The sequence below is a fragment of the Acetobacter fabarum genome, from assembly GCF_011516925.1.
GTDB lineage: Bacteria > Pseudomonadota > Alphaproteobacteria > Acetobacterales > Acetobacteraceae > Acetobacter > Acetobacter fabarum.
In genome coordinates, this window is sequence record NZ_WOTG01000001.1 from 99,878 (window position 1) to 126,226 (window position 26,349).

A 26,349-nucleotide genomic window follows, 5' to 3' on the forward strand; every position below is an offset into this window, starting at 1 on the left:
GAGGCGTTAGCCCCCTACCTGCCCACGGTGGCGGAGCAGATGGTCCGCAAGCACGCAGGCCATCATGGCTTCCCCCACGGGAACAGCCCGAATACCCACGCACGGATCATGCCGGCCTTTGGTAATAACCTGTGTTTCCACCCCATCTCTGGTAATGGAGGGCACGGGGGTTAGCATGGAACTGGTGGGTTTGACGGCAAAGCGGGCCACTACGGGCTGACCGCTGGAAATACCCCCCAGCACGCCCCCGGCATGGTTGGAGCCAAACTCCAGCGTGCCGTTGCGCATGAACAGGGCATCGGCATTTTCTGGCCCCGTTAGGGAGGCAGAGGCAAAACCATCGCCTATTTCCACCCCTTTAACGGCGTTAATGCTCATGAACGCTGCGGCAATATCCGCATCAAGCTTGCCGTAAATGGGGGCACCCAGTCCGGCAGGCACACCTTCGGCCACAATCTCGATCACGGCACCAATGGATGAGCCATCCTTGCGGATGGCTGCCAGATACGCCGCCCAGTCTTCCACCACTCCGGGGTCGGGAGCAAAGAAGGGGTTACGCTCCACCTCCGCCCAGTCCCAGCGGGTGCGGTCAATATCCTTGGGGCCAAGCTGGACCAAAGCCCCGCGTACACGCACGCCATCCCCCAGCACCTTGCGGGCAACAGCCCCCGCAGCAACGCGGCAAGCCGTCTCCCGCGCGGAAGAGCGGCCACCACCACGATAATCGCGGATACCGTATTTCAGGTCATAAACAAGGTCTGCGTGGCCGGGGCGATAGGTCTGGGCGATATCCCCATAATCGCGCGAACGCTGGTCCGTGTTTTCGATCATCAGGGAGATGGGGGTCCCCGTTGTCTGCCCTTCAAACACACCGGACAGAATACGAACCTGGTCAGGCTCCTGCCGCTGCGTGGTAAAAGCCGACTGCCCAGGCCGCCTGCGGTCGAGAAAAGGCTGAATATCAGCTTCGCTCAATGCAATGCGTGGTGGGCAACCATCAATAACACAGCCAATCGCGGGGCCATGGCTTTCGCCCCACGTTGTAACCCGGAACATATGCCCGAAAGTATTGTAGGACACGGCTGTGTTTAGTCTCCAGCAACAGAAATATCGGGAGCGGTCGGGTTTTTCATGCCTACAATATTATAACCACAGTCCACATGGTGCACCTCACCCGTAACACCGCGGGACAGGTCGGAGAGCATATAAAGCCCTGCCCCGCCCACTTCTTCAAGCATCACATTACGCTCGAGCGGTGCGTTGTACTGGTTCCACTTCAGAATATACCGGAAGTCCCCAATACCGCTGGCGGCAAGCGTTTTAACCGGCCCGGCGGAAACAGCATTCACGCGAATACCATCCGACCCGAGATCCGCAGCCATGTAACGCACGGAAGCCTCAAGCGCTGCCTTGGCCACACCCATAACGTTGTAATGCGGCATAACACGCTCCGCACCCAGATAGCTGAGCGTCAGCAGCGAGCCGCCGTTCTTCATCAGCCCTGCGGCACGGCGTGCAACTGCCGTGAAGGAGTAGCACGAAATATCCAGCGCGGTCAGGAATGCGGCACGGGGGGTGTCCACATAGCGCCCGCGCAGGAACTGCTTGTCTGCCCAGCCAATGGCATGAACAACAAAGTCAAGCTCGCCCCATTCACGTTCGATCGTGGCAAATGTTTCGTCTATGGCGGCATCATCGGTCACGTCGCATGGCAGAACCAGCTTGGCACCAACACTTTCTGCCAAAGGCTGTACGCGCTTGCCCAACGCCTCGCCCTGATAGGTAAATGCCAGTTCGCCCCCCTGTGCGGCCACTGCGGATGCAATGCCCCATGCAAGAGAGCGGTCATTGGCAACACCCATCACCAGACCTTTTTTGCCCTTCATCAGCGTACCTTTTGCGGGCAGCTCGGCGTTGGGAGAAGACATGTGGGAACCTCAACCTACTTGTTTCGGAAAAAATTCTGGGTTTTCTGTAGGCGTGGTCGCATACACCGGCGCGTGAAACAAGCCCAAACACGCATGGACACGCTTTAAACTCGTATCCGGCAGGAGTATGGAATCACACAGGAAAGCGCGCGCAGCCCCTTTCCATGACATTTAGACAAGAGTCCGAACCATGCCGGAAACAGACCCAGCCGCCCCCACTGTCCCCTTTGTTGATCATCCCCTGATCGACCTGAGTGCAGACCCGTTCGCACTCTTTGACGCATGGATGCAAGACGCCGAAAAATCAGAACCCTGTGACCCCAATGCCATGGTGCTCGCCACGGCCACAGCCGATGGCCGCCCCTCCGCACGGATTGTTCTGCTTAAAGGGCATGACCACAGGGGCTTTGTCTTTTACACCAACATGTTCAGCCGTAAGGGGCGCGAGCTTGAGGCCAACCCCAGTGCGGCCCTGCTGTTCCATTGGAAGAGCCTGCGCCGCCAGATCCGAATCGAAGGGAACATAACACCGGTCTCCCCTGAAGAAGCTGATGCCTATTTTGCGAGTCGGAGCCGTATGTCCCAACTTGGGGCCATTGCCTCCGACCAGTCCCGCCCGCTGGCCGACCGTGACATTTTTGAACAGCGCCTGAAAAACGCAGAAAAGGAATTTGGCAACGGCCCCATTCCCCGCCCCACGAACTGGTCTGGCTACCGGGTCAGCCCGCAGCATTTTGAATTCTGGCAGGAACGCCCATACCGCCTGCATGATCGGGCCATATGGGAACACCACGGGAACGGATGGGACGTAACGCGGTTATATCCATAAGCGATCACGCCGAATCTTTGCACCCTTCAGCGCGCCGCGCGCACAGATATTTAAAGGAGCGACACAATGAAAGACGTCCGCAAAATTCTGCTTCCACTCCCCAGCACGTCCAATGCCGAGGCCGCTCTGGTACGTGGCGGCAATTTTGCCCGCCGCTTTGGCGCGCACCTTGCCGTCCTGCACGTACGCCCCGATGGGCGGGACATAGCTCCACTGGCCGGTGAGGGCATGTCCGGCGCCATGGTGGAAGACCTGATGCGCTCGGCTGACCACGAAAGTGCTCGCCATGCCCATGACGTGCACACACTGTTCGAGCGTTACACCGCCGCCAACCCCGACATAAAGGTTGTGCCCCTGCACAGCGCCTACCCCGATGATGCCCCAAGCATCAGCTTTACCGTGGTCCGTGGTGCGGAAAGCGAGATCATTCCCGCGCAGGCTCGCCTGTCGGACTTTACTCTGGTGCCACACCCCGATTCCGGTGATGAGGTATCCTCTTCCGAAACACTACACGCCGTTCTGTTTGATAGCGGACGCCCCGTGGTAATGGCCCCCCGTACCGCTCCGGTCGGGCTGATCAAGCGTGTCTGTATTGGCTGGAATGGCACGGCTGAGTCCTCCTCCGCCCTGCGTGGTGCCTTGGCCTGGGCACAAACGGCCGAAGCCGTGCGGGTGCTGCATTGCGGGGACTACCAACGCCGCGGCCCCAGCGCAAAAGACGTGGTGGAGTATCTGGCAGCCCACGGCATCAAGGCCGATGCCGTTGAGTTTCAGCCTGTCGAGCGTGATGTCGGGAAAGGGCTGCTGGCAGCCTGCCGCGAGTTTGATGCCGATATGCTGGCTATGGGAGCTTATTCACACTCCCGCCTGCGCCAGCTCATTCTGGGGGGTGTTACCCGCCACGTGCTGGAAAGCGCTGACATTACAGTGCTGATGAGCCGCTAGACCGCTCCTGTGTAAAGCAGCCTACCCTCCTCACCCCGCATGGGGAGGGTCAGGGAGTTCGAAGCTCATGCCGTCCCATGCAGCTTCAACCCCGGGGGGAAGGTGTTCACACATCCATCCCCAGTCCATTTCTGCTCCCATATGGGTCAGAATAACGCGCTCTGGCTGAATCAGGGCTTTCCATTCCAACACCCGGTCGAGCCAGGCATGCGCGCCATGGGGCGTTTTTTGAAAACAGTCCACCATCCATGTACGGACGCCACGCAGACACGCGACAGACTGTTCGGGCAATTCCACCACATCCGTACTATAGGCAAACGTCCCACACCGTAGTCCCGTAGACGTGACGTAACCATGGTTCTGTTCGAACAGGGTAAAGGCGTATCCGCCAATATTGACCTGTTCTCCCCACAGAATGGGTTGGGCATCCAGCACCGCCCGAAAAAAATACGGCGTTGTGTGGGGTTTGAAAACGTAAGCAAACCGTTCCTGCAACTCCCCCAGCACTTCTGCGGTACCGTATGCGGTAATGGCCTTGCCAATCTGGCGGTTAATGCCCCTTAACTCGTCCAGACCAGAAACATGGTCCGCATGAGTATGGGTGTAGATTACGTTCTCAAACGCGCTAATACCATGTGCAAGCAACTGGGCGCGCAGGTCTGGCCCGGTATCGACCAGAACGCCGCATCCATCTTCCATCCGCAAAAAAATGGATGCACGGCTACGCCTGTTGCGGGGTTCAGCCGGGTCGCACGCGCCCCACTGGCCATGCCCGTCTGGCCCACCGAGTGCAGGCACGCCAGATGACCCACCACACCCAAGCACACTGACCTTCATACCCGGCTTACTCCCGCTTTAACGCACCTTACGAAACAACCTCTGGAAGTTCCGCGTTGTCTGCTCGGCAAATGCAGCCACATCCATCCCCCGCTCCTGCGCAATGCGGCGCGCCGTATGCGCCACAAAAGCAGGCTGGTTCCGTTTACCCCGCTGCGGCACAGGGGCCAGATAGGGGGCATCTGTTTCCACCAGAATACGCTCTATGGGCAGGTCACGCGCAACACTGCGGATTTCCTCACATTTGGGGAAGGTCGCAATACCGGAAAAACTGACATACCCACCAAGGGCCACCACCCGGCTGGCCAGCTCGGGGCCAGAGGCAAAGCAGTGGAGCAGGATGGGAAAAGCACCTTGAGCGCTCTCATCCTCCAGAATGGCCGCCACATCCGCATCAGCCTGCCGAGCGTGGATGATAACGGGGATCTCCAGCGCACGGGCAGCCTGAATATGCCTGCGAAAGCTCTCCTGCTGGAGCGGACGAACACCTTCCTGCCCATGGAAGTAGTCCAGCCCTGTCTCCCCTATGCCAATCACTTCGGGGGTGTCGGCCAGTGTTACAATATCCTGCACCTGCGGTACCGGGGCTTCTTCCACATGGTCGGGGTGCGTGCCAATTGTGCACCATATCCGCATATCCGGGCGGGCAAACTGCGTCAGGCGCTTCTGCTCCCCCGCATTGGACAGGCGTGTGCCAATGGTAACCATGCCGCCCAGCCCCGCCTCTTGGGCGGCATCAAGCAGGGCGGGCAGTTCCTCGTCCGAAAAATGATCAAGATGGCAATGGGAGTCGATCAGCCCGGGCATGGTGACATCGCTCATGACTGTTCCGGCTCAACATAACGGGGGAAGATACCCTGCGGGGCGGGCAATTGCCGCCCACCGGGCAGAGCCACCTCAAGGGCTGCGAAGGTCCGCTCGTCCTGCGTCACACCAAGCTGGTCGAGCATACGGGCCATGCTGTCCGGCATAAAGGGCTGGAGTACGGTGGCAATTCCACGCAGGGCATCCAGCAGAACACGCAGCACATCCGCCATGCGCTCCACATCGGTCTTGCGCAGCGCCCATGGGGCCTGATGGTCGATATAGGCGTTACAGGCGCGAATGACCTTCCACACATCTTCCAGCGCATCGGTGAGCGCACAGCGCTCAAACTGCGCGGCCAGCAGTTGCGGCAGAACCACAACCTGCCCCAGAAGCTTTTCATCCTCTTCCGTCAGCGTCCGGCGTTCTGGCAGAATACCGCCACAGTTCCGCGCGACCAGAGAGAGGGTCCGCTGCGCCAGATTACCCAGATCGTTGGCAAGCTCCACGTTATTGCGTGTGATCAGCGCCTTGCGGGACAGATCGCTATCCCCGCCAAAGGGGACTTCCCGCAGTACAAAAAAGCGAACTGCATCCAGCCCGAACTCTGCAACCAGTTCCCTAGGGTCCACCACGTTGCCCAAAGACTTGCTCATCTTCTGGCCCTCAATGGTCCACCAGCCGTTGGCAAAAACCTTTTTAGGCAGTTCAATACCCGCAGCCATAAGGAAGGCTGGCCAGTAAATGGCATGGAAGCGTGCAATATCCTTACCCACAAGGTGCAGGCTGGCAGGCCAGTATGCCATGCGGGGGGCATCTGCATCCGGATAGCCCAGCGCACTCAGGTAATTGGCCAGCGCATCAAACCACACATACATGACGTGCTGCTCATCACCGGGAACGGGAATACCCCATTTAAAGCTGGTACGGCTGATGGACAGGTTACGCAGGCCCTGTTTGACAAAACTGATGATCTCGTTGCGCGCACCATGCGGGCCTAAAAACTCAGGATGCTGCTCATACAGTTCGAGCAGACGGTCCTGATAATCGGACAGACGGAAGAAGTAGGATGGCTCCTTGACCCACTCTACCGGCGCGCCGGTAGGGGCAACCTTTTTGCCGTCCGGCCCTGCGACCAGTTCATCTTCGCCGTAAAAACATTCATCACGCAGGGCGTACCAGCCCTCGTACGCATCCAGATAAATGGCGCCGTTATCCGCAACCTTGCGCCACAGGGCCTGCGCGCTGGCAATGTGCCGGGGCTCGGTCGTGCGGATAAAATCATCATAGGAAATGGCCATGGCATCGGCCATGGCGCGGAAATTGGCCGAAACGTTATCCGCAAATTCCTTGGGGGCAACGCCTGCCGCCTGCGCGGCCTGCTCCACTTTTTGCCCGTGCTCGTCCGTGCCCGTCAGAAAAAAGACATCATCCCCCGCCAGACGATGAAAACGCGCCATAACGTCCGCTGCAATGGACGTGTAGGCGTGGCCGATATGCGGTGCTCCGTTCACGTAATAAATGGGGGTAGTCACATAGAAACGACGGGTCATTCTGGGCTCGCAATCGTCATGGCTTCAATTAGGGCTTCCTGTTTATCCAGATTAAAGCGTTCCGTCTCGGTGTGAACGCGCATAATCTGCTCCCATGCAGCAGCAAGGGCCATACACTGGCGGTTTCCTGCCTTTGCAGCCTGGCGTGCCGTGCTTTGCAACTGGTCCGCCAACAGGGCAAAGAAAAGGCTGAAACCGTAATCCTTGCGTAAAACGGCCTCTGCAATTTCGTAACCCCGCAGGGGGAGCACTCCCTGTAACACCTCGGCAACCAGAGCGGCCATGTTACCGCCTGTGTCTGCCAACAATGCCACAGCCTTGCCCGGCGCTCCATGTGATTGTGACACAATCCGTGCAAAATCCTGCGTGGGCAGGTCCGGCCACAAAAGATGGAGCACACGCTGCATAGCCGCATCTGGCAGGGGAGAAAGCTCGAGCCTGCGGCACCGGCTACGGATGGTTGGCAACAGCCGCCCCGGTGCGGAACTGGTCAGAATCAGCACAGTGGCGGGCGGGGGCTCCTCCAGAATTTTCAGCACAGCGTTAGCCGCGCTGCGGTTCATCCATTCCGCGCCATCCACAATAACAACACGCCAGCCCCCTTCGGCTGCCGTCCGGCGCAAAAAAGCGTTAATCGGGCGCACATCATCGGCAACAATTTCCTGCCGGTAGCGCTGCTTTTTTTCATCATACCCGCGCTCCACTACCAGCAGGTCGGCATGACTGGCGGCAGAAATACGGCGGGCAACCGGGTTGTCCGCTTCCATGCCACCCAGCAGGATACGGGCCAGGGTAAAAGCAAACGTAGCCTTGCCAACACCGGGCGGCCCGCTCACCAACCAGGCGTGGGGCATACGGCCTTTGGCAAGAGAACCCCTGAACAATGCCAGTTCAGCCTCATGCCCCTGCAACTGAAGCGAAGCTATGCGGGGGGACAGGCCGGACGCATCAGACATGGGGCAATCTGGGCAAAATTTCCTTCATGATCAGGCTGCTCACGGCCTCCTGACTATGATTGGCGGTTGTAATGCACTTTACGCGCTCAGGCTGCTGGTCCGCTATTGCCATAAACCCTGCGGCAATACGGGCGTGGAAGGCTTCATCTGCCTTTTCGTAGCGGTCTGTGGGTACTCCGCGTACAGCCAGCCTCTGCCGTGTGATCTCCCTTGGTGCCTGCAGCAGAAAGGTCATATCCGGCATCAGGCCCAGCTGGGCCTGCAACGCGGCGATCAGGTCCAGAACAGCAGGCTGCCCCTCCGCCCGGCCGTAGCCCTGATACGCCATGGTCGAGTCCGTAAAACGGTCACACAGCACAATCTGCCCTTCTGCCAGAGCAGGGCGGATAACCGTATCCACATGGTCAAACCGTGCGGCAAAATGCGTCAGTATCTCGGCACGGAGGGACAGGGGGTTTTTGCCAAACAGCAGTAGCTGCCGCAAGTCTTCCGCACCAGCGGAACCGCCCGGTTCCCGCGTAGCCAGCACCCTGTACCCGTACGATTGCAGGGCATCCCTGAGCAGGCGGAGCTGCGTGGACTTGCCAACGCCCTCCCCGCCTTCAAGCGTTATGAACAGACCAGACTGCATGGCTTAAAGGTGCAGCCGTCGGGCCGCCCGGCCAAGCAGGCCAAGAGCAGGCACCGCCTGCCCTGCCACAAGCGGAATACTGGCTTTTCTGCCGCCGGGCAGAACCACGCTCAACTGCCCGACAACCTGCCCTTCGCTTACAGGGGCAATAAGTGGCCTGTCATAGTCTATGGCCACATGCGTGCTGTTTTTCCAGCCATGTGGCAGCAGCATCTTGAACTCCTGAGCAGCAACCAGAGGTACGGTCTGGCTCGCCCCCATCCAGACAGGGGCCTGCTCTACGATCTCACCTTTGTTGATGATCTGGGCGGTTTCAAAATTCGCAAATGCCCAGCCCATCAGGCGCTCGCCTTCGCGCCCGCGGGCGCCATCACTCGGCAGGCCGTTAATAGCCATGACAACCCGCCGCCCATCCCGCTCGGAAGAGGCGCACAGGCCAAACCCACCAGCGTCCGTGTGGCCGGTTTTAAGGCCATCAGCCAGACCTTTGACCACCAGACTGTTGCGATTTTCCTGATGAATTTTGTTAAAAACGAACTCTTTTTCCGAAAAGAAATGATAATATTCGGGAAAATCATGGATCAGGCGCAACGCCAGATACGCCACATCCCGCGCGGACATGTAATGATTTTCCGCAGGCCAGCCGGTTGCGTTCATGAAGTGCGAATTGGTCAGCCCCAGCTTGGCGGCCGTATCATTCATCAGCGTAACAAACTGTTCCTGAGAACCGGAAATCCCTTCGGAGAGCACAATGCACGCATCATTGCCGGACTGGATAACCATGCCCTGAATAAGGTCCTGCACCGCAACGCTCTGCCCCAGCGGGACGAACATTTTAGACCCCTGCATGCGCCAGGCGCGCTCGCTAACCGGCAGCATCTGGTCGAGCTTGAGCCGCCCTGCGCGCAGCATGCCAAATGTGACATAAGCCGTCATCATCTTGGTCAGGGAAGAGGGCGGCATGCGCTCATCCGCATTTTTTTCCAGCACGGCAGCACCGCTGCCATAATCCAGAATACAGGCCCAGCGCGCCATTGTATCCACCGGCCCTACGGGCGTGGTGGCTGGCGTTTCGGGCACGGTAGCGGCGGGTGCCTCGGGCGCGGCCGAAGGGGCAGCCCCGTGCCGGGGGCGCGCCACCGCACCCCCTACAAAGCTACCAGAAAAAAGGGCAGCGCCCCCTGCGAGTAAAAACCGTCGAGTCTGCAAAGCTATTCCCTATTCGACGACGATGTGAGAACCATTAAAACCATTTGCCAGCGCCCGCTTAAGGGCTGCGTCTGCGGCACTTATAGTCGCAAACGGCCCCTGCCGGACAGCCCACATCATGCTTTGGCCAGACATAACGGGCCTGACCACACCACCATGGCCGCCAGCCTGCATGACCGCAGCGGAGCGGGATGTAAAATCCATTGTCTCTACCCAAAGCATGCCCGGAGCCGCATAACCCTGCGCATAAGCCACCGGCAGATCCGCCAGCTTTACGCCAGTGGATTCAGGGGTACTCTCTACCCCACCACCAACGGCCACGACCGAAACACCGCCATTCCCGCCAAGGCTGGACTGAACAACCTGCTCGCGCGGCGCTGCCGCAATTTGCAGGGCAACCCCACCGGGCAGGGTTTCCGCCAACTGGCGGCTGGCAACTTCATCTTCCACAATCCGAACCTGTGCTGGCGTTGCCCCCATGCCAAGCAGATTGGCCGCCTGCGTGGACAAAGCCAGCGCACGGCCCATTTGCGCAGGGCCACGGTCGTTTACCCTTACACGCACCTGCCGCCCGTTTTCCAGATTGGTCACGGTAACAATGGCAGGCAACTGGAGTGTGGGGTGGCTGGCCGTCATTGTGGCCATGCTGCGCACCTCACCATCGGCGGTCAGCTCCCCTTCACGCCCATCCTGACGTATGGCAAGGCCGGTTCCCTGCCAGGCAAACTCTTCCCGCGGGTAAAACCACTGGCCCGGCACATGCCATGCGGCCCCAACCGTATAATGCACATCCGAATGGGGTATAGGTGCCGGAGTACACGACGCCAGCAGCAGACAGCCCCAGAAAACGACTTTTTTCACGTTATGGCATCACCCAGAAGCCCTACGGCCAATGCATAAAAATCTGATGGATTGTACCGTCGGATCACGTTGAAATTGTGGTAAACAATAAAGGCCTCGCCCCCCGGCCCATCAGGGCGGATCACCGCCCCCTCCTGCACGGAGGCATCAAACTCTCCAGCACGGGGCCTTACTCCGTGCTGCTCCCACCATGCAAGCGGTCTTACGTGGTTGCGGCCAAGAAGGGACTGCTCCAGAGCATCGGGCAGTACAACGCCCTCCCCCCATGGCTGCCCGGCCTGCCAGCCACACCGGGCCAGATAGTTGGCAATGGAGGCAAAAACATCGCCCTCATTATGCCAGATATCCGCCCGCCCACCTGCGGGGTAACTGGCCGCGTAACGCATATAGGCACTGGGCATAAACTGCGGCTGCCCCATGGCCCCCGCATAACTGCCGAGCATATGGGCCGGGGCCACTCCGGCCTGTTCCACCACATGGAGCGCCTTGAGCAGTTCGGTGCGGAAAAAGCTGGCGCGGCGGCCATCATACGCCAGCGTTGCCAGCGCATCGATCACCGAGAACGTACCCATGCGGGTGCCATATGCGGATTCCAGCCCCCATATGCCCGCAATAGCGCCCTGAGCAACACCGTAAAGCCTGCTGATCCGCCCCAGCAGCTCTGCACGCTGCTGAATGGCGGCAAGACCATCATTCAGTTTTTTCTCGCTCAGAACGCGGTCTTTGTACTGCGCCCATGTCAGGGTGAATTCCGGCTGATGCCTGTCCGCCTGCAAAACCTTGGGGTTCGGGGCATGCAACGGCGCCAGCGCCTGCGCAACCACGGAGGCAGAAACACCCTGCCCCACAGCCTCCCGCCTGACCCCGGCCAGAAACGCAGCATAGCTGCCGGTCGCACCCTGCGCTGCATTGCGCGCACAAACAGGTGAGGCCACCAGCAAAGCGCCCCCCCCAAGCAAAAGTTTTCTACGTAACATGAGGCACGATCCGCTTTGCAGACGACACAGGCAAACACACTATCCTGCTTTTGCATGCCTGTCAGGCCGTGTTGTCCGCTTTAATCCATGCCAGAACTCCGGCTAACCATATGCAATGCCGGTTTTTGTACGCATCCCCCAAAACTTGACAGGAGACGCGTAAAAGAGCCTGTTGCCGCAGGTTCTGTGCGCAAGCCGGACCACATCTGCCGTGTTGGAGAGCAGGCTCCGTTGTGCTTGACCATTTTCTGGAACTGACTGCCACACAACCTCTTTTGCAGGTTCTGATTGTTATTCTGGCAACTTTTGTGCTGGAGGACGCGGCAACCGTTGTTACGGCCATTCAGGTTCATCTCCACACAATCAGTATTCCCGTTGCTCTGGGCGCCCTGTACGCGGGCATTGTTCTGGGCGATGTGGGGCTTTACGCTCTGGGCGCGTTAGCCGCCAAATGGCCCCCCGCACAGCGTTGGGTTAACGTTCCCTCTGCCCAGACACAGCAGGCATGGCTGAGCAGGAACCTGTTTGTGGTTGTATTTGTCAGCCGGTTTATTCCGGGCACACGCCTGCCCCTTTATACGGCCTGTGGTTTTTTCCGGGCCGGGCTGGCTGTTTTTACAGCGGCCACCTTCTGCGCCACCCTGTTGTGGACAACAGCACTCTTTATGCTCTCTCTGCGTGTGGGGGGGGCACTTCTGGCCCATCTTGGCGCATGGCGCTGGGTTGGCGTGGCCGGCTTTGTAGCCGCCATCATTCTGGTGGGGCGGCTTGTTGCGCGCACCCAAAAACACAAGATATGACCTTATCCATGCCCCCCTCCCAGCAAGACAAGCAACCTAACCCTCTCTCACTCTTCGAGTTCTGGCCGCGCTGGGTATTTTACACACCCGTTGTGGCTTACTGGATCCTGCTTGGCCTGCGCTACAGGGATGTCACACTCCCCACCGCCGCCAACCCCCGTATAACCACCGGTGGCCTGTGCGGGGAAAAGAAAAGCGACCTGCTGGACATGGCTGGCCCATATGCCACCCAATGGATTGCGCCATACGCAACGTTAACCACTGGCGAGAACGATCTGGCCAAGGCCACGCAGGCCATGCACGCCAAGGAGCTGGCATTCCCTGTTGTTGTCAAACCCGACATCGGGTGCAACGGCACGGGGGTCAAGCTGGTACATACGCAGGAGGAACTGGCACAGGTCTGTGCATCCTTCCCGCGCAATGTGGAACTTGTTATTCAAAAACTGATCACATGGCCGCATGAAGCCGGGCTGTTTTACATCCGCCACCCGGATGAACCCACAGGCCGCCTGACATCCCTGACATACAAGGACATCCCCTTCCTGATCGGCAATGGCCGGAATACCGTTCTGGAACTGCTCAAACAGGACGCCCGCACCAGCAAGGTACTGCATATTTACACCCCGCGCCTGCAGCACCGCCTGCACACCATTCCCGAGCAGGGGGAAAGGATTGATCTGGTTTTTGCAGGCAATCACTGCAAAGGGGCGGTTTTTCGCAATGGCATAGCCGACATTACGCCGGAACTGACCCAGCGGATCGACCAGATCATGCAGGATATTCCCGACTTTTATTTCGGGCGCATTGACCTGAAATTCCGGTGTGAGGAAGACCTCGCCCGCGGCGAGAATTTTGAGATCATAGAAATCAACGGTGTTGGCGCGGAAGCCATCCATATCTGGGATGCCAGAACGACCCTGCGCGAGGCCTATGCAGCACAGTTCCTGCATTACGGAGAAAGCTACCGCATAGGGGCCAAAAACAAGGCCGCAGGCTGGAAACCCACAAACCTGTGGTACGGGTTACGCCTGTGGCGCGAACAGAAAAAACTGCTGGCGTCCTACCCGCTTAATGACTGAGCGCATCCTGCGCCATTGTAGCCCGGTGCTCCTGCGCCAGACGGGAATGACGCCGCCCGTAAAAGCGGTAGCACCCCCACCCACACAACGCATAAACCGCCAACAATAGAGCGGGTACGGGGTCCCCCCCCATAAGGGACAACACCATTTCCCAACAGAGCGGAGCAACCATAAACCCGCAGAACACCATGCCGAGCAACGGCACATACCCAACCCATACGCCGCGCAGCACAAACCCGCCAAACGGCACAACAAAAGCGCGCTTATAGTCCGGAGCCGTATTGCGCATCCATATTACGGTAAAGCAGACAATGCCAAACGCTGTTGCCGTGCCCAGACTGACCAGATCACCAATAATATCAATTGGTAGAACGGCAGTCGCCAGAGCGACCACACTCCCCAGCATGATGCTGCCAAGCCATGGCGTGTGGTAACGCGTGTGCAAACGCGCAAAAACGGAAAACAGCAAGCCATCTTCAGCCATGGCAAAAAAGATTCGGCTCTGGGCGTATAACAGACCCATCAGTACCGAACACAGGCCAATGACCGCGCCAATTTTAACAAATAGGGCAAGCCACGGCTGATGCATGGCATTAACCGCAATAGCCAGTGGGTCCGCCACATCCAGCGTCTGCCATGGCACAACACCTATCAGCACGGCAGCCACCACCATATATACCGCCGTGCACACCACCAGTGACAGCACAATCCCCACCGGCACGTCCCGCCTGGGGTTTTTGGCTTCGGCCGCTGCGGTAGAAACGGCCTCAAACCCGACATAAGCAAAAAAGATAACCGACGCCGCCCGGAAAATACCGGGAACACCGTAGCGAAAACCACCCTGATACGCAGGAATGAACGGCGTCCAGTAGGCCGGGTGCATTTGCCACACACCCAGAGCCACAAAAACCGCCAGCACACCCACCTTAAGCACCACAATGAGTGAATTGATTTTAAAGGATTCCCGCACGCCCACGACCAGAAGCCCGGTCACGATCGCAATGGACAAGGCTCCCAGCAGGTCACATTGCCAATGGCCTGCAATATGCCGGTTAAGACCTAGAGAAACCACTTCCAGAGTTGTGGTGTGCAAAGCAGACGGAATATGCACCCCCAGATCTTCCAGCAGACTGGCAGCATACCCTGAAAAACCGGCAGCAACACCCGCGCAGGAAATGCCGTATTCCATCAACAGCAGCCAGCCAACGCCCCATGCCCACCCTTCCCCCATGGATACGTAAGCATACGTGTAGGCTGACCCCGATACCGGCATAACAGATGCCAGCTCCGCATAGGACAGAGCCGTAAAAAGGCAGGCAATACCCGCAATAATAAAAGACAGCAGAATGGAGGGGCCAGCGTAATTGGCGGCGGCAGTTCCGGTCATGACGTAAATACCCGCACCAATGGTTGAGCCCACGCCCAGCATGGTCAACTGCAATGGTCCCAGCGTTTTTTTCAGGCGCTGCTGTCCGTTTTCCAGCTCTATTCTGGCCAGTGACTTGCGCAGCAAGGGAGCACGCACCCGTTTCATCCCGCCCACCACTTACCGTGCGAAATGGAAGATCAGAAACGCAGTCCCGCCAACCACCATGCAGTACCATGCAAAAGGTGACATCGCCCAACTGTCATGCTTACGGAAATAGCGCATCAGAAAAGCCGTACTCGCCAGAGCAGTTACCCCCGACACAACCGCCGCCAACAGGGCAATGTGCATCTGGGCCGGGTCGATGGGGGTGTGGCGCATTTTAAAGGCTTCGCGCACTGTTGCGGCAATAATGACCGGCTGAGCCATAAGGAACGAAAAACGCGCCGCTGCATCATGGTGCAGTCCGCGCAGCAGCCCCCCGCAAATGGTTGCGCCCGAACGCGACAGGCCGGGAAAAAAAGCAAAGCACTGGAAAAAACCAATAAACAGCGCATCGTGCGATGTCAGGCTGGCCAGATACCGGACATCCTTGCGGACGACACGGTTCCGCAGTTTTTCCACCACCAGCAGCAGCACCCCGTTAAGGAACAGGAATAATGCGGCAGAGGAAGCAGAACCAAACACACTGCGCAACCAGTGCTCGAACAGACCACCAACAATAACCGCAGGCACAGTTGCCAGACAGATCAGCCACAGGATATGCAGGCTTTCCAGCTGGATACGGTGCCCGAACGCCCCAAACGCCCCTTTGCCCAAGGCCAGCCAGTCCTGCCAGAAAAAAATCAGCAGGGCGACGGATGTCCCCATATGCAGCATGACCAGAAATGGCAGAAAGGTCGGGTCATGCAGATCATACGACCAGTGCAGCAAAGACGGCAGGACAACAGCATGCCCAAGACTGCTGACAGGAAAAAGCTCTGTAGCGCCCTGTAGCAGCGCCATGATAAGTGCCTGAAAAAGGGACATGTAAGTTTAGCGTTCCAAACGGTCTGTTATCTGACTGCTGTCCTTGCACCATGCGCCTAAGTGCTGCAAGGATTTCGTCCTGTTTAACTTTTTGCGCAAGCACACTTTTTGATAAGGGCCTGAGCCAACCATGAGCCGACAAAACCACATAGGCGCTATTATTTGCAGCACTCTGGTTCTGGCTGCGGCAGCAGGGTTTGGCATGTACGCGATTAATACCCAGAAAACACCGGGCAAATCATCCTACGAACTTACAGCCCGCTTTGTTTCTGCCAACGGTCTGGCGCGCGGGGCAGATGTGGATATTGCCGGGGTCAAGGTTGGTCGCGTGTCCAGCATTGTGCTCGACCCGGCATCCCAGATGGCCATTGTCCGCTTCCGGCTGGATAGCGCACTCCACCTGCCAACCGACAGCACCCTGACCATTGGCAGCGGCACCCTCTCCTCCGAAAATGCGCTGATGATCGAGCCGGGAAAAGCTACAACCCTCGCCCAGTCCGGGCAGGTAATGACCCACACACTTGAACCCTCAAGCCTTGAACAGCAGGTAAGCAACTACATTTTTGGCGCGGGCAATCTGGAGCAGTAAGCCAATTGCCTCCAACCAATCAGTTTTTTCAAAAAAATCTGACAAGATGGATTGACGCCCCCCCCGGGAACAGATACATAACCGCCACCAACCAATGGCGGCGTAGCTCAGTGGTAGAGCAGGGGAATCATAATCCCTTGGTCGGAGGTTCAAATCCTTCCGCCGCTACCAAATTCCCTAAAAATCAAAACGTTAACTTTACCTTTTGGTCAAACAGACCAAACAGGCATTGTTATACCTGTGCTTGGCATCTGCACACGGAAGCAAACCTGCTCCACCCTGCTCCACATACGTGGTCAGCAGGGCGAATGCAGGGTAGCAAAGCTCCGGAATTAACCTTCGGACAGTTCGGGCTGCGGCTCGCTCGACAGGTCCTTGACCTCGGCCACAGCTTCGTTCTCGGTTTCTGCCTGATCGTCTTCCTCGTCCTCAGACGCATTGGACGTAACACGCTGCTGGCGGGCAGCCTGACGTTCCGCACGCTCCTGCTGGCTTTGCTGCGCAGCCTGCGCCATGGCGTTGAGAATACGGAAATAATGTTCGGCATGCTGGAAATAGGCTTCAGCCGCCACGCGGTCACCGCTCCCCGTTGCATCACGGCCGAGCTGGAGATATTTTTCAAAAAGCTGCTGTGCTGTGCCTCTGACCCGTACATCGGGGCCATGACTGTCAAAAACATGATTCCGGTTCATTGGAATCTGGCCATTCAACTGCCTGGACGCTCCATTGCTCCCGTTGGAGCGATGGTGTCTGGTACGCATCCGTTTTACATTCATGGGTTTATCACAGTGCTTTCCTGTTCATGGCACTTTGCATGAAGAAACAGTCCGATACAAAAGGCATGTTCCTGAATGAAGGCCGAATTGTTTTTTCGGAATGGGCTTTTGGCGGCAATCTGTTTTTATTGCCGGAAGAAAGGCCCTTACCGCTCATCCACCGAGGCAGATCTGGCTAATCTGAATACTGCCGCAGGACTGAGCCAGACGACAATAACAACGCACAACCACAAAGCCAACCGGTTTTTTTATATTCCGGCTTATGGCAGCCCTTAACGCAGCACAACGCAGCGGGCTATTCCGGCCAGATCGGCCAGTACACGCACTACACCCAACCCGTTCTGCGCGGCTATGCCCCGCAGAGCCTGCTCCTGCCCTACCCCGATTTCAAAAATACCAACCCCGCCATCACGCAGCAACAAAGGTAGTCGGGCACACAGGTCGCGGTAGGCGTCCAGGCCATCACTCCCGCCATCCAATGCCCGCACGGGCTCATGCGCCCTTACCTCTTCCATCAGCCCGTCAAGGTCTGGTGTGGGAATGTAGGGCGGATTGCTGAACACAACATCAAACCGGGTCTGGGGGGCCAGTGCATCTCCCCACCGGGCTGCCATAACCAGCGCACGATCAACCATATTGCAGCGCCGGGCATTGGCATGGGCCAGACTGGCGGCAGCCGGATTAACATCCACCCCAATACCCCAAGCCTGCCGGTACTCTGCCAGAGCCGCTAACAGAATGCAGCCAGACCCCGTCCCCAAGTCCAGAAACGACAAAGGCGCATTGCGGTCCGGGTAAGCGTCCAGCAGGGCGGTAATCAGGGTTTCTGTGTCCCCCCTTGGCACAAGGGACGCCGGAGAGACTGCCAGATCAAGGCTCCAGAACCCTTTGCTACCCGTAATATAAGCAAACGGCTCGTGCCTTGCCCGGCGGGTAACCCAGTCCAAAAACGGTTCGGTAGCGACCTCTTCACGCGGGGAAAGACCCAACAGCGCCTCGGGCGTTATGCCCAGAGCATGCTGCAAGAGCAGACGTGCTTCCCGCCGGGGGTTTTCCACCCCCGCGTCACGCAAAAGTTGCGCACCACTGACCAGCAGGTCGTGTAGAGACTGGTGGTGCACGGTTTTTTCTGCTTTGCTCGAACACGTCATTTCAACAAATCACCCGACCCAATATCCATGTCTACTTCACGCTTTTCATTCACTCTCCCGACTGCTGTGCTGCTGAGCGCCATAAGCCTGCTGGCTGTGGCGGTGCCCTTGCGCCCGGCTCTGGCTGGCGAGTTTACGGTAACGGATGGAAAAGCTGACATGGAAATTTCCGAAGTCTCACGCATTTATCTGGACGGCAAGCTCGTATCCGAGTTCCGGCTTGATGATGCCACGCGGCACAAAACTGTGCGTATCCCTACCCCACTGGGCCGTGTGGACCACACCTATACATTGTGCGGGGAAATTACCATTCGCACCGCGGATGGCCGGACAGAAACGCACGAAGTGAGCAGTAACGGTATTTTGCACAATCCCGATGGCCACCACTTTTATGCTTTTGGCTCATACGGATTTAAGGATTTCTTTCTACTGGACCCACAGGCTCCGCAGGTGGCAGAGCGGCTCCCCGGTCGGGGCGAAGTCTGCTCCGCCCCGATTAGCTGAAAACGCTAGAACCCCGCATCCGCCAGAAGAGCGGCCTGCTCTTCCTGCGCAAGCGCATCCACAAACTCATCCAGTTCGCCCAGCATAACGCGATCAATTTTATACAGGGTCAGGTTGATCCGGTGGTCCGTAACCCGACCTTGCGGAAAGTTGTACGTGCGTATCCGCTCGGACCGATCCCCCGTACCAACCTGAGAGCGCCGGTCCGCCGCACGATTGGCATGAGCCTGCTCCCGCTCGCGCTCGTACAGACGGGCCCTCAGGATCTTCATCGCTTTGGCACGGTTCTTGTGCTGGCTTTTTTCCTCCTGCATGGACACAACAATGTTGGTCGGCAGATGGGTAATCCGCACCGCACTTTCAGTTTTGTTAACGTGCTGCCCACCAGCCCCTGACGCCCGAAAAACGTCTATGCGCAGTTCGCTTTCGTTAATGGTTACATCCACCTCTTCCGCCTCTGGCAGAACAGCCACCGTAACCGTGGATGTGTGAATACGCCCCTGCGCTTCTGTTGCGGGAACGCGCTGCACCCTGTGCACACCAGATTCGTATTTAAGCCGCGCAAAAACACTTTTGCCGTTAATTTCGGCAATGCCACAGCGCAGGCCACCGAGTTCGCTCTCGTCATAATCCATAACGGTAAAGCGCCACCCCTTGAGGTCCGCATACCGCCGGTACAGATCGAACAATTCAGCCGCAAACAGAGCCGCTTCATCCCCACCAGCGGCGGGGCGCACTTCCAGAATGGCGCTGCGCTCGTCCGCTACGTCCTTGGGGAGCAGTGCCAGCCGCACTTCGCGCTGCAACCTTGGCAACTGCTCACGCAGTTCTGCCAGTTCTTCCCCCGCCAGTTCCTGCATTTCCGGGTCGGCCATAAGGGCCTCTGCCTGAGCAATACCCTTTTCTGTTGCACGCAGGCCGTTAATGCAGCTTACAACCGGCTCAATTTCCGCATATTCGCGCGATGCCTGAGTAAAGGCATCCCCACTCAGGCCACTCGCCAGAAGCGCTTCCAGTTCAAGCGCGCGACTGGCAATCCGGTCCAGCCGTTCATCAAGGTTCATTACGCAAAAATGCTCCGCGCATCAGAGAGAAGCGCCTGTGTCGCCACTTCGTTTTCCTGCCCGGTTTCCATGCTTTTGACACGGAACACACCGCGGGCCAGTTCATCCTCGCCCAGAAACAGCACATGGCTTGCGTTCTGCTTGCCTGCCCGTTCCATACGCTTACGCAGCGAGCCCTTGTAGCCGATTTCGGTCCGCACGCCCTGCTGGCGCAATGCCTGCAAAATCTGGCACACGGCTTTTTCATCCGGCGAGCCTACCGGAATCAGCACCACGGAACGCGGGGCCAAGGGAGCCTCTTCAAGCAGCATGGCAAGGCGTTCCACCCCGGCGGCCCAGCCAATGGCGGGCACTTCCGGGCCACCCATCTGCTTGACCAGACCATCATACCGCCCACCGGCCAGCACCGTACCCTGCGAGCCAAGGCGGTTGGTTACAAATTCAAACGTCGTGTGGTTGTAGTAATCCAACCCACGGACAATGGCGGGGTTAACCGTGTAAGCAATACCAAAGAGGTCGAGCTTGTGGCGCAGTTCCTCCCAGAATGTCCGGGCCTCTGGGGTCAGGAATTCTTCCATCAAGGGCGCGTTGACCACGAGCTCACGGTCGCCCTGATCTTTGCTGTCGAGAATACGCAGTGGGTTTTTTTCAAGCCGGATGCGGCTATCTTCAGACAATCTGGCGCTATGGGCGGAAAAATACGTTACAAGCGCCTGCCGCCATGCATCCCTGCTGGCTGCATCACCCAGCGTATTCAACTCAAGTGTTACGTACTGGGCAACACCCAGTGCTTCAAGCACGGCATAACCCAGAGCTATGGCTTCCGCATCAGCCAGAGGTTCGGCCGCGCCCAGCAATTCTGCACCAATCTGGTGGAACTGGCGGTAACGCCCTTTTTGTGGCCGCTCATGCCGGAACATGGGCCCCGTATAAAACACCTTCTGGGGGAGTGACTGGGTGAGCGCATTGGTCACCAGCGCACGGCAGACGGCAGCCGTACCTTCTGGCCGCAGGGTTAGGCTATCCCCATCACGGTCATTGAAGGAATACATTTCCTTGGAAACCACGTCCGATGTATCGCCCAAAGAGCGGGAGAATACGCGGGTTTCTTCAAAAATGGGGGTAGACCACTCATCAAACCCGTAGAGCCCGGCAATATGGCGTGCGGTATTGACCACGCGCGCATGGCGGCGTTGCTCTTCTCCAATAAGATCGTGCGTTCCTCTTACGGGCTGAATGCTGCTCACGGCCTGTTTTTCCTGATTGGAGCGGCACCTTGCGGGCTGCTCCCTGATCTTTGTCTATTGGGCAAATAAAACCCGCCACAGCCCCGAACATGCCCGGAGCGCGTGGCGGGTGATAGGCGAACTTAGTTGGCGGACGCCATATCCGGCAGTTCTGGGGTAGCCCCTTCCTGCTTTGCGCGGGCTTCTTCTGCCTCAATGGCAGCCACGCGCTCTTCAACCAGATCAACAACATGGTTGATCATGTCATCCGCAGCAATTGTATGGTCCTGCTTACCGGCGGAATAGACCATATGGCGGCCAGAACCGCCCCCGGTCACCCCAAGGTCGGTCATAAGGGCTTCACCCGGACCATTGACCACGCAACCGATGATGGAAAGCGTAAGTGGGGTTTTGATATGGGCCAGACGATCTTCAAGAGTCTGCACCGTTTCCACCACATTAAAGCCCTGACGTGCGCAGGACGGGCAGGAAATAATTTTAACCCCACGGTGCCGCAGGCCAAGGGATTTAAGAATATCCCACCCGACCAGCACTTCTTCTTCCGGGGCGGCAGACAGGGAAACACGCATGGTGTCGCCCACGCCAGCCCAGAGCAGGTTACCCAGCCCGATGGAGGACTTGACCGTACCTGCGCGCTTGCTACCGGCTTCGGTAATGCCAATGTGCAGCGGGTAATCGCACGCATCTGCCAGTTGCTGGTAAGCCGCAACGGCCATGAACACGTCCGATGCCTTTACGCTGATCTTGAATTCACGGAAGTCATGATCTTCCAGAATCTTGGCGTGTTCGAGCGCGCTTTCCACCAGTGCTTCGGGGTTGGGCTCACCATACTTTTCCAGAAGGTGCTTTTCCAGCGATCCGGCATTAACGCCAATACGAATGGAACAGCCGTAATCCTTGGCAGCCTGCACCACCTCACGCACACGCTCGGCACTGCCGATATTGCCCGGGTTAATACGCAGGCAGGCAGCCCCGGCCTTGGCGGCCTCAATAGCGCGTTTGTAGTGGAAGTGAATATCGGCCACGATCGGCACGTTCACTTCCCTTACGATTTCCGCCAGTGCTGCCGTGCTATCCTCATCCGGGCAGGAAACACGAACAATATCCACCCCGGCCAGTTCGGCACGACGAATCTGCTCGATGGTCGCCTGTGCATCGCTGGTCAGGGTATTGGTCATGGTCTGGACGGAAATCGGGGCATCACCACCGACGGCTACCTTGCCGACGTGGATCTGCCGAGATTTCCGACGCTCGATATGCTGGTAAGGCCGGTAGCCGCTCATCTTGCATCCTTTTGTCGAAACGACAGTTGGGGGAGGTCTGGCCGCAGTTCGGCGCTGCGGTGTCTCCCGCTCTAGGTTTGGTGCTTTCCTGCCAAAATCAAGTCCGGTTGGCTACACATAAAGCATGGAAAGAGCCATTCAGTGCGCGCCAGCCCCATTCAACTGGCGGGCATTCAGGTCATCCGCACTTGGTTCGGCAGGCGGTGGTGCCTCACGGTGCGGTGGTGGTTTGGCCATCTCTACCGCAGGCTGGGCAACACGCCCTGCTCCATTTTCTGGTGCTACGGGCGCATCAGCCGCAGGCGTTGCACCCGTGCTGGTTCTGGTAGGCACAGCCGCCACCGCAGCAGGTGACGGCACAACCACTGGTGCTCCTGTGGCACTTACTCCCCCACCGGCCTGGACCTGCTGAACCACTTCCGGCGTTAGGGCAATGTGCCGCAGAACCGCACCATTCCGCCCCAATGGCGGGGTTGTCATGTCCCCTTGGGCAAAAGCTACACCGCCTGCATTGCCAACAGTCAGGCTGTACGGCCCGTTATCGGCAGGAACAGTCCAGACATCACCGGGTTGCAGAATATGGTCGTACACGACCTTGCCTGCCGCATTCCTGACCTGCACCCAGCTTGGAGCCTGCGCCTTAAGCATAAGAGGCGCATCCGCACTGGCACTGGCACTGGCACTGGCACTGGCACTGGCCGTTTCTGGCACACTGGCAGCAGGCGGCTCAACCGTAGGAGGAACGGCGGGCACTTCCCCTGCAACCGGCTTATCCGGTTGTGGTGCCACCGATGCGTCCGCCACACCGGGCGCATTAACTGGTGCGGGCGCATCTGCCCCTGTAGGCACCACTGGCGTACTCTGTGCCGGTGCAGGCTGGGCCGCCGGCAAGGGAGGAAGCTGTGCCATGTTGTGATCAGGCAGGATAGAAGCAACCTGTGGCGAGGGCGCATTCTTTGCACTCTCACCAGGCATCAGGGTTGCAACGGGCGGCACGCGTTCGGGCACAGGTGGGGCATGCCCCACAAAACAGTACCACCCCACATAGCTTGCCAGAATAACGACCAACCCAAGGGAAATACTAACGGCAGGCGGCAGGCGGCGATCTGGCGGCGGATCGGGAAAATCCAGATCCGGCTTGCGCGTACCCAGCCGCCCTTCCTGACGATAAAGCTTGAGCATCTGGTCGGGATTGAACCCGAGAGCCTGCCCATATGCCCGCAAAAAGCCCAGAGCATAGACCTCTGCTGGTAATACGCTGGCATTCCCATTTTCCAGCGCCTCCAAGTAAACGCTGCGAATCCGCAGCCAGGCCGCAACATCCCCGATGCTCCAGCCAAGCTGCTCGCGGCGTTTACGCAAAGCTTCGCCTACCCCCAGCGCCTCCACATCGGGAAGCGGAGGCAAAGGCGAGCCTTGCTCTTGATCGGAACCTTGGGCGTATTCAGCCATCCGCATCCATACGACGTTGTTGACGTACCAAAGCCACAGTCGCCTGTTCCACCAGATCGTCAATGATCTGCGCCACAGGCTGGACTGACGTTACCATACCAACAGACTGGCCTGCCATAACAGACCCCTGTTCAACATCGCCGTCAATAACCGCACGGCGCAGCGCACCAGCCCAGAAATGTTCAATTTCCAGCTGGGCTGCCTCACGCGTGAGTTCCCCCGACTGAAAGCGGCGGATCACATCGGCCTGATGGGTAACAAACTGCCGCCCGCCCTCGTTACCAAGGGCACGTACGGGAATAACCGGAAAACGGTCATCCAGCTGCACGGACGTTACGGCATCCCGCGCGGCGGCACGCACGAACGCTTTTTTGAACTTTTCGTGAGCAATGCTTTCTTCCGCCGCGGCAAAGCGCGTACCCAGCTGCCCCCCCGAAGCCCCAAGCTCCAGATAAGACACCAGAGCATCCCCGCGCCCCAGACCACCGGCCACAAAAACCGGAACACTCTGAATATGCGGCAGAATTTCCTGCGCCAGAACGGTCAGCGAAACAGGGCCAACATGCCCGCCTGCTTCCGCCCCTTCAATTACCAGCGCGTCCACGCCCATTTTGACCAGACGCTTGGCCAGAACCAACGCCGGGGAGAAGGCAATAACCTTTGCCCCGCCGTCCTTGATGGCCTTGATGGCCGCACCAGGTGGAATGCCACCAGCCAGCACAATATGGCCAACGCCTGCATCCAGACAGACCTGTACCAGCTCGGTCAGCTGCGGGTGCATGGTTATCAGGTTTACGCCAAACGGGCGGTCGGTCAGGGCACGGGTTGCCTGAATTTCCTCCGCCAGACGCGCAGGTTCCATAGCCCCGCAGGCAATAACGCCAAACCCGCCTGCGTTGGAAATGGCGGACACAAGATTGCGCTCGCTCACCCAGGACATGGCCCCGCCAAGAATGGCGTACTGTGTTCCCAAAAAGTCGGTCCCACGCCGCCACAACGCATCCAGCCGCTTGCGCGCGCGTTGCAGTTCGGGCTGGGTTGGGGCGTCGGTCACGGCAACCGTGTTGTTCTGCTCAGACATTATCCAGCCCATATGCGGTATGCAGGGCCCGCACGGCAAGCTCTGCGTATTCCGCCGCCACCAGCACCGAAATCTTGATTTCGCTGGTGGAAATGGCCTGAATATTAATCGAGCGTTCCGAAAGTGTGCGGAACATGGTGCTGGCCACACCGGCATGCGAGCGCATACCCGTGCCAACAACGCTGATTTTAACAATATCCGGGTCTGTTGCCAGTTCTTCGTACTGCACGGAGTCCCGGACACTTTCCAGCACATTGATCGCCTGCGGCAGGTCGCTCTTGCTTGTTGTGAAGGTCATGTTGGTGGTGCCGTCTGCGCCTGTGCTCTGCACAATCATGTCCACATTCACATGCGCTTCGCTCATGGGACCAAAAATTGCTGCGGCAATGCCAGGGCGGTCCGGAATGCGCCGGACCGACAGCTTGGCTTCATCACGCGAGTAGGCAATGCCGGTAACCAGTTTCTTTTCCACGATTTCGTCCTCATCCACCACCAAAGACCCGGGAAGGTGCCCTTCCATAACTGCCGGACCATCTGCAAAGCTGGAAAGCACCTGCACCCGCACCCCTTCGCGCATGGCAAGCCCTACACTGCGGGTTTGCAGCACCTTGGCACCGACTGATGCCAGCTCCAGCATTTCCTCATAGGTAATTTTATCAAGCTTGCGCGCTTTGGGCACAATACGGGGGTCGGTTGTGTAAATCCCGTCCACGTCCGTATAAATATCGCACCGGTCCGCCTTGATTGCCGCGGCAAGAGCTACGGCCGAGGTATCGGACCCGCCACGCCCAAGGGTGGAAACACGCCCGTCTGGCGCAACGCCCTGAAAGCCCGCAACAACCGGCACCATACCCTCGGCCATGCAGCCAAGCAGCTTTGTGCCATCAATTGTATCCAGACTGGCCTTGCCATGTGCCGAATCGGTCAGAATGGGAACCTGCCACCCCGCGAACGAGCGTGAAGGCACACCGAGCTTTTGCAGCGCAATGGCCAGCAGGCCGCTGGTCACCTGCTCACCCGTGGCCACGATGGAATCGTATTCCTTGGGGTCATGCAGGGGAGAGAGGGACTGGCAGAAACCGACAAGCCTGTTTGTCTCCCCCGCCATGGCGGAAACGACAACAAGAACATCACATCCTGCGTCTTTCTGTTTTTTGACGCGCTCGGCCACGGCTCGAATACGATCAAGGTCGCCGACAGACGTTCCGCCGAATTTCATGACAATCCGGGGTGCGGAACCGGACATAGCTTTATTCTCCACCAGACAAGCCGCAGAACATGCCACCAGCTCCAGTTCGACCCCAGCTTTGCCAGAAAAGACGAACAGGAATGGTTGCACAGCTTTACAAGGCGCGTCACATAACCTTCCCGGCCCCCTTTCGTCCAGCGGGGAGACCA

General features: G+C 58.3%; 27 protein-coding genes and 1 tRNA gene. 8 read left to right on the top strand and 20 right to left on the bottom strand.

Features of this window, described 5'->3' with window-relative positions; all coding sequences use genetic code 11:
• Window positions 1-6: 6 nt before the first annotated feature.
• Together aroC and fabI are read right to left on the bottom strand one after the other, a co-directional pair.
• Entirely contained in the window at window positions 7-1,080 is a 1,074-nt protein-coding gene (aroC, locus tag GOB83_RS00510; RefSeq protein ID WP_086645919.1) for a chorismate synthase, read from the bottom strand.
• A gap of 8 nt (window positions 1,081-1,088) precedes the next feature.
• The gene (fabI, locus tag GOB83_RS00515; protein ID WP_086645918.1) at window positions 1,089-1,928 is read right to left on the bottom strand and encodes an enoyl-ACP reductase FabI; all 840 of its coding nucleotides are present in this window, start codon (window positions 1,926-1,928) and stop codon (window positions 1,089-1,091) included.
• 190 nt (window positions 1,929-2,118) lie between these two features.
• Between fabI and pdxH the strand changes: the two genes are divergently transcribed.
• Together pdxH and GOB83_RS00525 are read left to right on the top strand one after the other, a co-directional pair.
• On the top strand, window positions 2,119-2,757 hold the full coding sequence (pdxH, locus tag GOB83_RS00520) for a pyridoxamine 5'-phosphate oxidase (RefSeq protein ID WP_165924938.1): 639 nt from the start codon (window positions 2,119-2,121) through the stop codon (window positions 2,755-2,757).
• 66 nt (window positions 2,758-2,823) lie between these two features.
• Entirely contained in the window at window positions 2,824-3,702 is an 879-nt protein-coding gene (locus tag GOB83_RS00525) for a universal stress protein (protein WP_095348874.1), read from the top strand.
• A gap of 30 nt (window positions 3,703-3,732) precedes the next feature.
• Here the strand turns inward: GOB83_RS00525 and GOB83_RS00530 are convergent, their stop codons facing one another.
• From GOB83_RS00530 to GOB83_RS00565, 8 genes are read right to left on the bottom strand one after another with little or no spacing between them, the layout of a single operon-like run.
• Complete coding sequence (locus tag GOB83_RS00530) at window positions 3,733-4,539, bottom strand: MBL fold metallo-hydrolase (protein WP_165924939.1); 807 nt, start codon at window positions 4,537-4,539, stop codon at window positions 3,733-3,735.
• 18 nt (window positions 4,540-4,557) lie between these two features.
• Window positions 4,558-5,346 carry a TatD family hydrolase gene (locus GOB83_RS00535; protein WP_165925183.1) on the bottom strand — a complete coding sequence of 263 codons (789 nt, stop codon included), beginning with the start codon at window positions 5,344-5,346 and terminating at the stop codon, window positions 4,558-4,560.
• An 11-nt stretch (window positions 5,347-5,357) separates the two neighbouring features.
• Window positions 5,358-6,896: a methionine--tRNA ligase gene (metG, locus tag GOB83_RS00540; protein ID WP_165924940.1), complete on the bottom strand. Its 1,539-nt coding sequence runs from the start codon at window positions 6,894-6,896 to the stop codon at window positions 5,358-5,360.
• The gene (locus tag GOB83_RS00545; protein WP_165924941.1) at window positions 6,893-7,852 is read right to left on the bottom strand and encodes a DNA polymerase III subunit delta'; all 960 of its coding nucleotides are present in this window, start codon (window positions 7,850-7,852) and stop codon (window positions 6,893-6,895) included. Before GOB83_RS00545 ends, metG begins: the two co-directional genes overlap by 4 nt.
• Entirely contained in the window at window positions 7,845-8,483 is a 639-nt protein-coding gene (gene tmk, locus GOB83_RS00550; RefSeq protein ID WP_165924942.1) for a dTMP kinase, read from the bottom strand. The genes GOB83_RS00545 and tmk overlap by 8 nt, the downstream gene beginning before the upstream one ends.
• A 3-nt stretch (window positions 8,484-8,486) precedes the next feature.
• Window positions 8,487-9,698 (bottom strand): D-alanyl-D-alanine carboxypeptidase family protein, encoded by a 1,212-nt coding sequence (locus GOB83_RS00555; RefSeq protein WP_373321577.1) that lies wholly within the window; start codon window positions 9,696-9,698, stop codon window positions 8,487-8,489.
• Between the two features lie 3 nt (window positions 9,699-9,701).
• Window positions 9,702-10,553 (bottom strand): septal ring lytic transglycosylase RlpA family protein, encoded by an 852-nt coding sequence (locus GOB83_RS00560; RefSeq protein WP_165924944.1) that lies wholly within the window; start codon window positions 10,551-10,553, stop codon window positions 9,702-9,704.
• Window positions 10,550-11,530, bottom strand: coding sequence for a lytic murein transglycosylase (locus tag GOB83_RS00565; protein WP_165924945.1), 981 nt, complete (start codon window positions 11,528-11,530; stop codon window positions 10,550-10,552). Before GOB83_RS00565 ends, GOB83_RS00560 begins: the two co-directional genes overlap by 4 nt.
• Window positions 11,531-11,763: 233 nt before the next feature.
• On the opposite strand from GOB83_RS00565, the gene GOB83_RS00570 reads away from it, so the two are divergent.
• Together GOB83_RS00570 and GOB83_RS00575 are read left to right on the top strand one after the other, a co-directional pair.
• Window positions 11,764-12,330: a DedA family protein gene (locus tag GOB83_RS00570; protein WP_086645908.1), complete on the top strand. Its 567-nt coding sequence runs from the start codon at window positions 11,764-11,766 to the stop codon at window positions 12,328-12,330.
• An 8-nt stretch (window positions 12,331-12,338) separates the two neighbouring features.
• Window positions 12,339-13,409 (top strand): ATP-binding protein, encoded by a 1,071-nt coding sequence (locus tag GOB83_RS00575; RefSeq protein WP_194301251.1) that lies wholly within the window; start codon window positions 12,339-12,341, stop codon window positions 13,407-13,409.
• Here GOB83_RS00575 and GOB83_RS00580 read toward each other — a convergent pair.
• Window positions 13,399-14,943, bottom strand: a complete 1,545-nt coding sequence (locus tag GOB83_RS00580; protein ID WP_165924947.1) for an amino acid permease — start codon at window positions 14,941-14,943, stop codon at window positions 13,399-13,401. The two genes, GOB83_RS00575 and GOB83_RS00580, sit on opposite strands and share 11 nt — an antisense overlap.
• A gap of 12 nt (window positions 14,944-14,955) precedes the next feature.
• Window positions 14,956-15,804: an undecaprenyl-diphosphate phosphatase gene (locus GOB83_RS00585; protein WP_165924948.1), complete on the bottom strand. Its 849-nt coding sequence runs from the start codon at window positions 15,802-15,804 to the stop codon at window positions 14,956-14,958.
• Window positions 15,805-15,934: 130 nt separating this feature from the next.
• On the opposite strand from GOB83_RS00585, the gene GOB83_RS00590 reads away from it, so the two are divergent.
• Together GOB83_RS00590 and GOB83_RS00595 are read left to right on the top strand one after the other, a co-directional pair.
• Complete coding sequence (locus GOB83_RS00590) at window positions 15,935-16,393, top strand: MlaD family protein (protein ID WP_095348883.1); 459 nt, start codon at window positions 15,935-15,937, stop codon at window positions 16,391-16,393.
• 96 nt (window positions 16,394-16,489) lie between these two features.
• A tRNA-Met gene (locus tag GOB83_RS00595) sits at window positions 16,490-16,564 on the top strand.
• Between the two features lie 161 nt (window positions 16,565-16,725).
• Here the strand turns inward: GOB83_RS00595 and GOB83_RS00600 are convergent.
• The gene (locus tag GOB83_RS00600) at window positions 16,726-17,169 is read right to left on the bottom strand and encodes a DUF4167 domain-containing protein (RefSeq protein ID WP_165924949.1); all 444 of its coding nucleotides are present in this window, start codon (window positions 17,167-17,169) and stop codon (window positions 16,726-16,728) included.
• 38 nt (window positions 17,170-17,207) lie between these two features.
• Between GOB83_RS00600 and GOB83_RS00605 the strand changes: the two genes are divergently transcribed.
• Entirely contained in the window at window positions 17,208-17,348 is a 141-nt protein-coding gene (locus GOB83_RS00605) for a hypothetical protein (protein WP_165924879.1), read from the top strand.
• Between the two features lie 93 nt (window positions 17,349-17,441).
• Here GOB83_RS00605 and prmC read toward each other — a convergent pair whose 3' ends face one another.
• Window positions 17,442-18,320, bottom strand: a complete 879-nt coding sequence (gene prmC / locus GOB83_RS00610) for a peptide chain release factor N(5)-glutamine methyltransferase (protein WP_165924950.1) — start codon at window positions 18,318-18,320, stop codon at window positions 17,442-17,444.
• A 159-nt stretch (window positions 18,321-18,479) separates the two neighbouring features.
• Here prmC and GOB83_RS00615 point away from each other — a divergent pair, with 159 nt between their 5' ends.
• Window positions 18,480-18,824 carry a hypothetical protein gene (locus GOB83_RS00615; RefSeq protein ID WP_373321578.1) on the top strand — a complete coding sequence of 115 codons (345 nt, stop codon included), beginning with the start codon at window positions 18,480-18,482 and terminating at the stop codon, window positions 18,822-18,824.
• A gap of 5 nt (window positions 18,825-18,829) precedes the next feature.
• Here the strand turns inward: GOB83_RS00615 and prfA are convergent, their stop codons facing one another.
• From prfA to GOB83_RS00645, 6 genes are all read right to left on the bottom strand, one after another.
• Entirely contained in the window at window positions 18,830-19,888 is a 1,059-nt protein-coding gene (gene prfA / locus GOB83_RS00620) for a peptide chain release factor 1 (RefSeq protein ID WP_165924952.1), read from the bottom strand.
• Window positions 19,888-21,135, bottom strand: coding sequence for a histidine--tRNA ligase (hisS, locus tag GOB83_RS00625; protein WP_095348886.1), 1,248 nt, complete (start codon window positions 21,133-21,135; stop codon window positions 19,888-19,890). Before hisS ends, prfA begins: the two co-directional genes overlap by 1 nt.
• A gap of 122 nt (window positions 21,136-21,257) precedes the next feature.
• A complete protein-coding gene (ispG, locus tag GOB83_RS00630) occupies window positions 21,258-22,418 on the bottom strand; it encodes a flavodoxin-dependent (E)-4-hydroxy-3-methylbut-2-enyl-diphosphate synthase (protein WP_086645898.1) in 1,161 nt (386 codons plus the stop codon).
• Window positions 22,419-22,556: 138 nt separating this feature from the next.
• Window positions 22,557-23,825 carry a helix-turn-helix domain-containing protein gene (locus GOB83_RS00635; protein WP_242005672.1) on the bottom strand — a complete coding sequence of 423 codons (1,269 nt, stop codon included), beginning with the start codon at window positions 23,823-23,825 and terminating at the stop codon, window positions 22,557-22,559.
• A 37-nt stretch (window positions 23,826-23,862) separates the two neighbouring features.
• The gene (locus GOB83_RS00640) at window positions 23,863-24,951 is read right to left on the bottom strand and encodes an NAD(P)H-dependent flavin oxidoreductase (RefSeq protein ID WP_095348888.1); all 1,089 of its coding nucleotides are present in this window, start codon (window positions 24,949-24,951) and stop codon (window positions 23,863-23,865) included.
• On the bottom strand, window positions 24,944-26,197 hold the full coding sequence (locus tag GOB83_RS00645) for an aspartate kinase (protein WP_086645896.1): 1,254 nt from the start codon (window positions 26,195-26,197) through the stop codon (window positions 24,944-24,946). The genes GOB83_RS00640 and GOB83_RS00645 overlap by 8 nt, the downstream gene beginning before the upstream one ends.
• Window positions 26,198-26,349: the final 152 nt, after the last annotated feature.

Bases quoted from the DNA above. Each gene is read 5' to 3' on its own strand.
- fabI (WP_086645918.1), bottom strand. From the start codon at position 1,928: ATGTCTTCTCCCAACGCCGAGCTGCCCGCAAAAGGTACGCTGATGAAG.
- pdxH (WP_165924938.1), top strand. From the start codon at position 2,119: ATGCCGGAAACAGACCCAGCCGCCCCCACTGTCCCCTTTGTTGATCAT.
- GOB83_RS00525 (WP_095348874.1), top strand. From the start codon at position 2,824: ATGAAAGACGTCCGCAAAATTCTGCTTCCACTCCCCAGCACGTCCAAT.
- GOB83_RS00530 (WP_165924939.1), bottom strand. From the start codon at position 4,539: ATGAAGGTCAGTGTGCTTGGGTGTGGTGGGTCATCTGGCGTGCCTGCA.
- GOB83_RS00535 (WP_165925183.1), bottom strand. From the start codon at position 5,346: ATGCCCGGGCTGATCGACTCCCATTGCCATCTTGATCATTTTTCGGAC.
- metG (WP_165924940.1), bottom strand. From the start codon at position 6,896: ATGACCCGTCGTTTCTATGTGACTACCCCCATTTATTACGTGAACGGA.
- GOB83_RS00545 (WP_165924941.1), bottom strand. From the start codon at position 7,852: ATGTCTGATGCGTCCGGCCTGTCCCCCCGCATAGCTTCGCTTCAGTTG.
- tmk (WP_165924942.1), bottom strand. From the start codon at position 8,483: ATGCAGTCTGGTCTGTTCATAACGCTTGAAGGCGGGGAGGGCGTTGGC.
- GOB83_RS00565 (WP_165924945.1), bottom strand. From the start codon at position 11,530: ATGTTACGTAGAAAACTTTTGCTTGGGGGGGGCGCTTTGCTGGTGGCC.
- GOB83_RS00575 (WP_194301251.1), top strand. From the start codon at position 12,339: ATGCCCCCCTCCCAGCAAGACAAGCAACCTAACCCTCTCTCACTCTTC.
- GOB83_RS00580 (WP_165924947.1), bottom strand. From the start codon at position 14,943: ATGAAACGGGTGCGTGCTCCCTTGCTGCGCAAGTCACTGGCCAGAATA.
- GOB83_RS00585 (WP_165924948.1), bottom strand. From the start codon at position 15,804: ATGTCCCTTTTTCAGGCACTTATCATGGCGCTGCTACAGGGCGCTACA.
- GOB83_RS00590 (WP_095348883.1), top strand. From the start codon at position 15,935: ATGAGCCGACAAAACCACATAGGCGCTATTATTTGCAGCACTCTGGTT.
- GOB83_RS00600 (WP_165924949.1), bottom strand. From the start codon at position 17,169: ATGAATGTAAAACGGATGCGTACCAGACACCATCGCTCCAACGGGAGC.
- GOB83_RS00605 (WP_165924879.1), top strand. From the start codon at position 17,208: ATGAAGAAACAGTCCGATACAAAAGGCATGTTCCTGAATGAAGGCCGA.
- prmC (WP_165924950.1), bottom strand. From the start codon at position 18,320: ATGACGTGTTCGAGCAAAGCAGAAAAAACCGTGCACCACCAGTCTCTA.
- GOB83_RS00615 (WP_373321578.1), top strand. From the start codon at position 18,480: ATGGAAATTTCCGAAGTCTCACGCATTTATCTGGACGGCAAGCTCGTA.
- prfA (WP_165924952.1), bottom strand. From the start codon at position 19,888: ATGAACCTTGATGAACGGCTGGACCGGATTGCCAGTCGCGCGCTTGAA.
- ispG (WP_086645898.1), bottom strand. From the start codon at position 22,418: ATGAGCGGCTACCGGCCTTACCAGCATATCGAGCGTCGGAAATCTCGG.
- GOB83_RS00640 (WP_095348888.1), bottom strand. From the start codon at position 24,951: ATGTCTGAGCAGAACAACACGGTTGCCGTGACCGACGCCCCAACCCAG.
- GOB83_RS00645 (WP_086645896.1), bottom strand. From the start codon at position 26,197: ATGTCCGGTTCCGCACCCCGGATTGTCATGAAATTCGGCGGAACGTCT.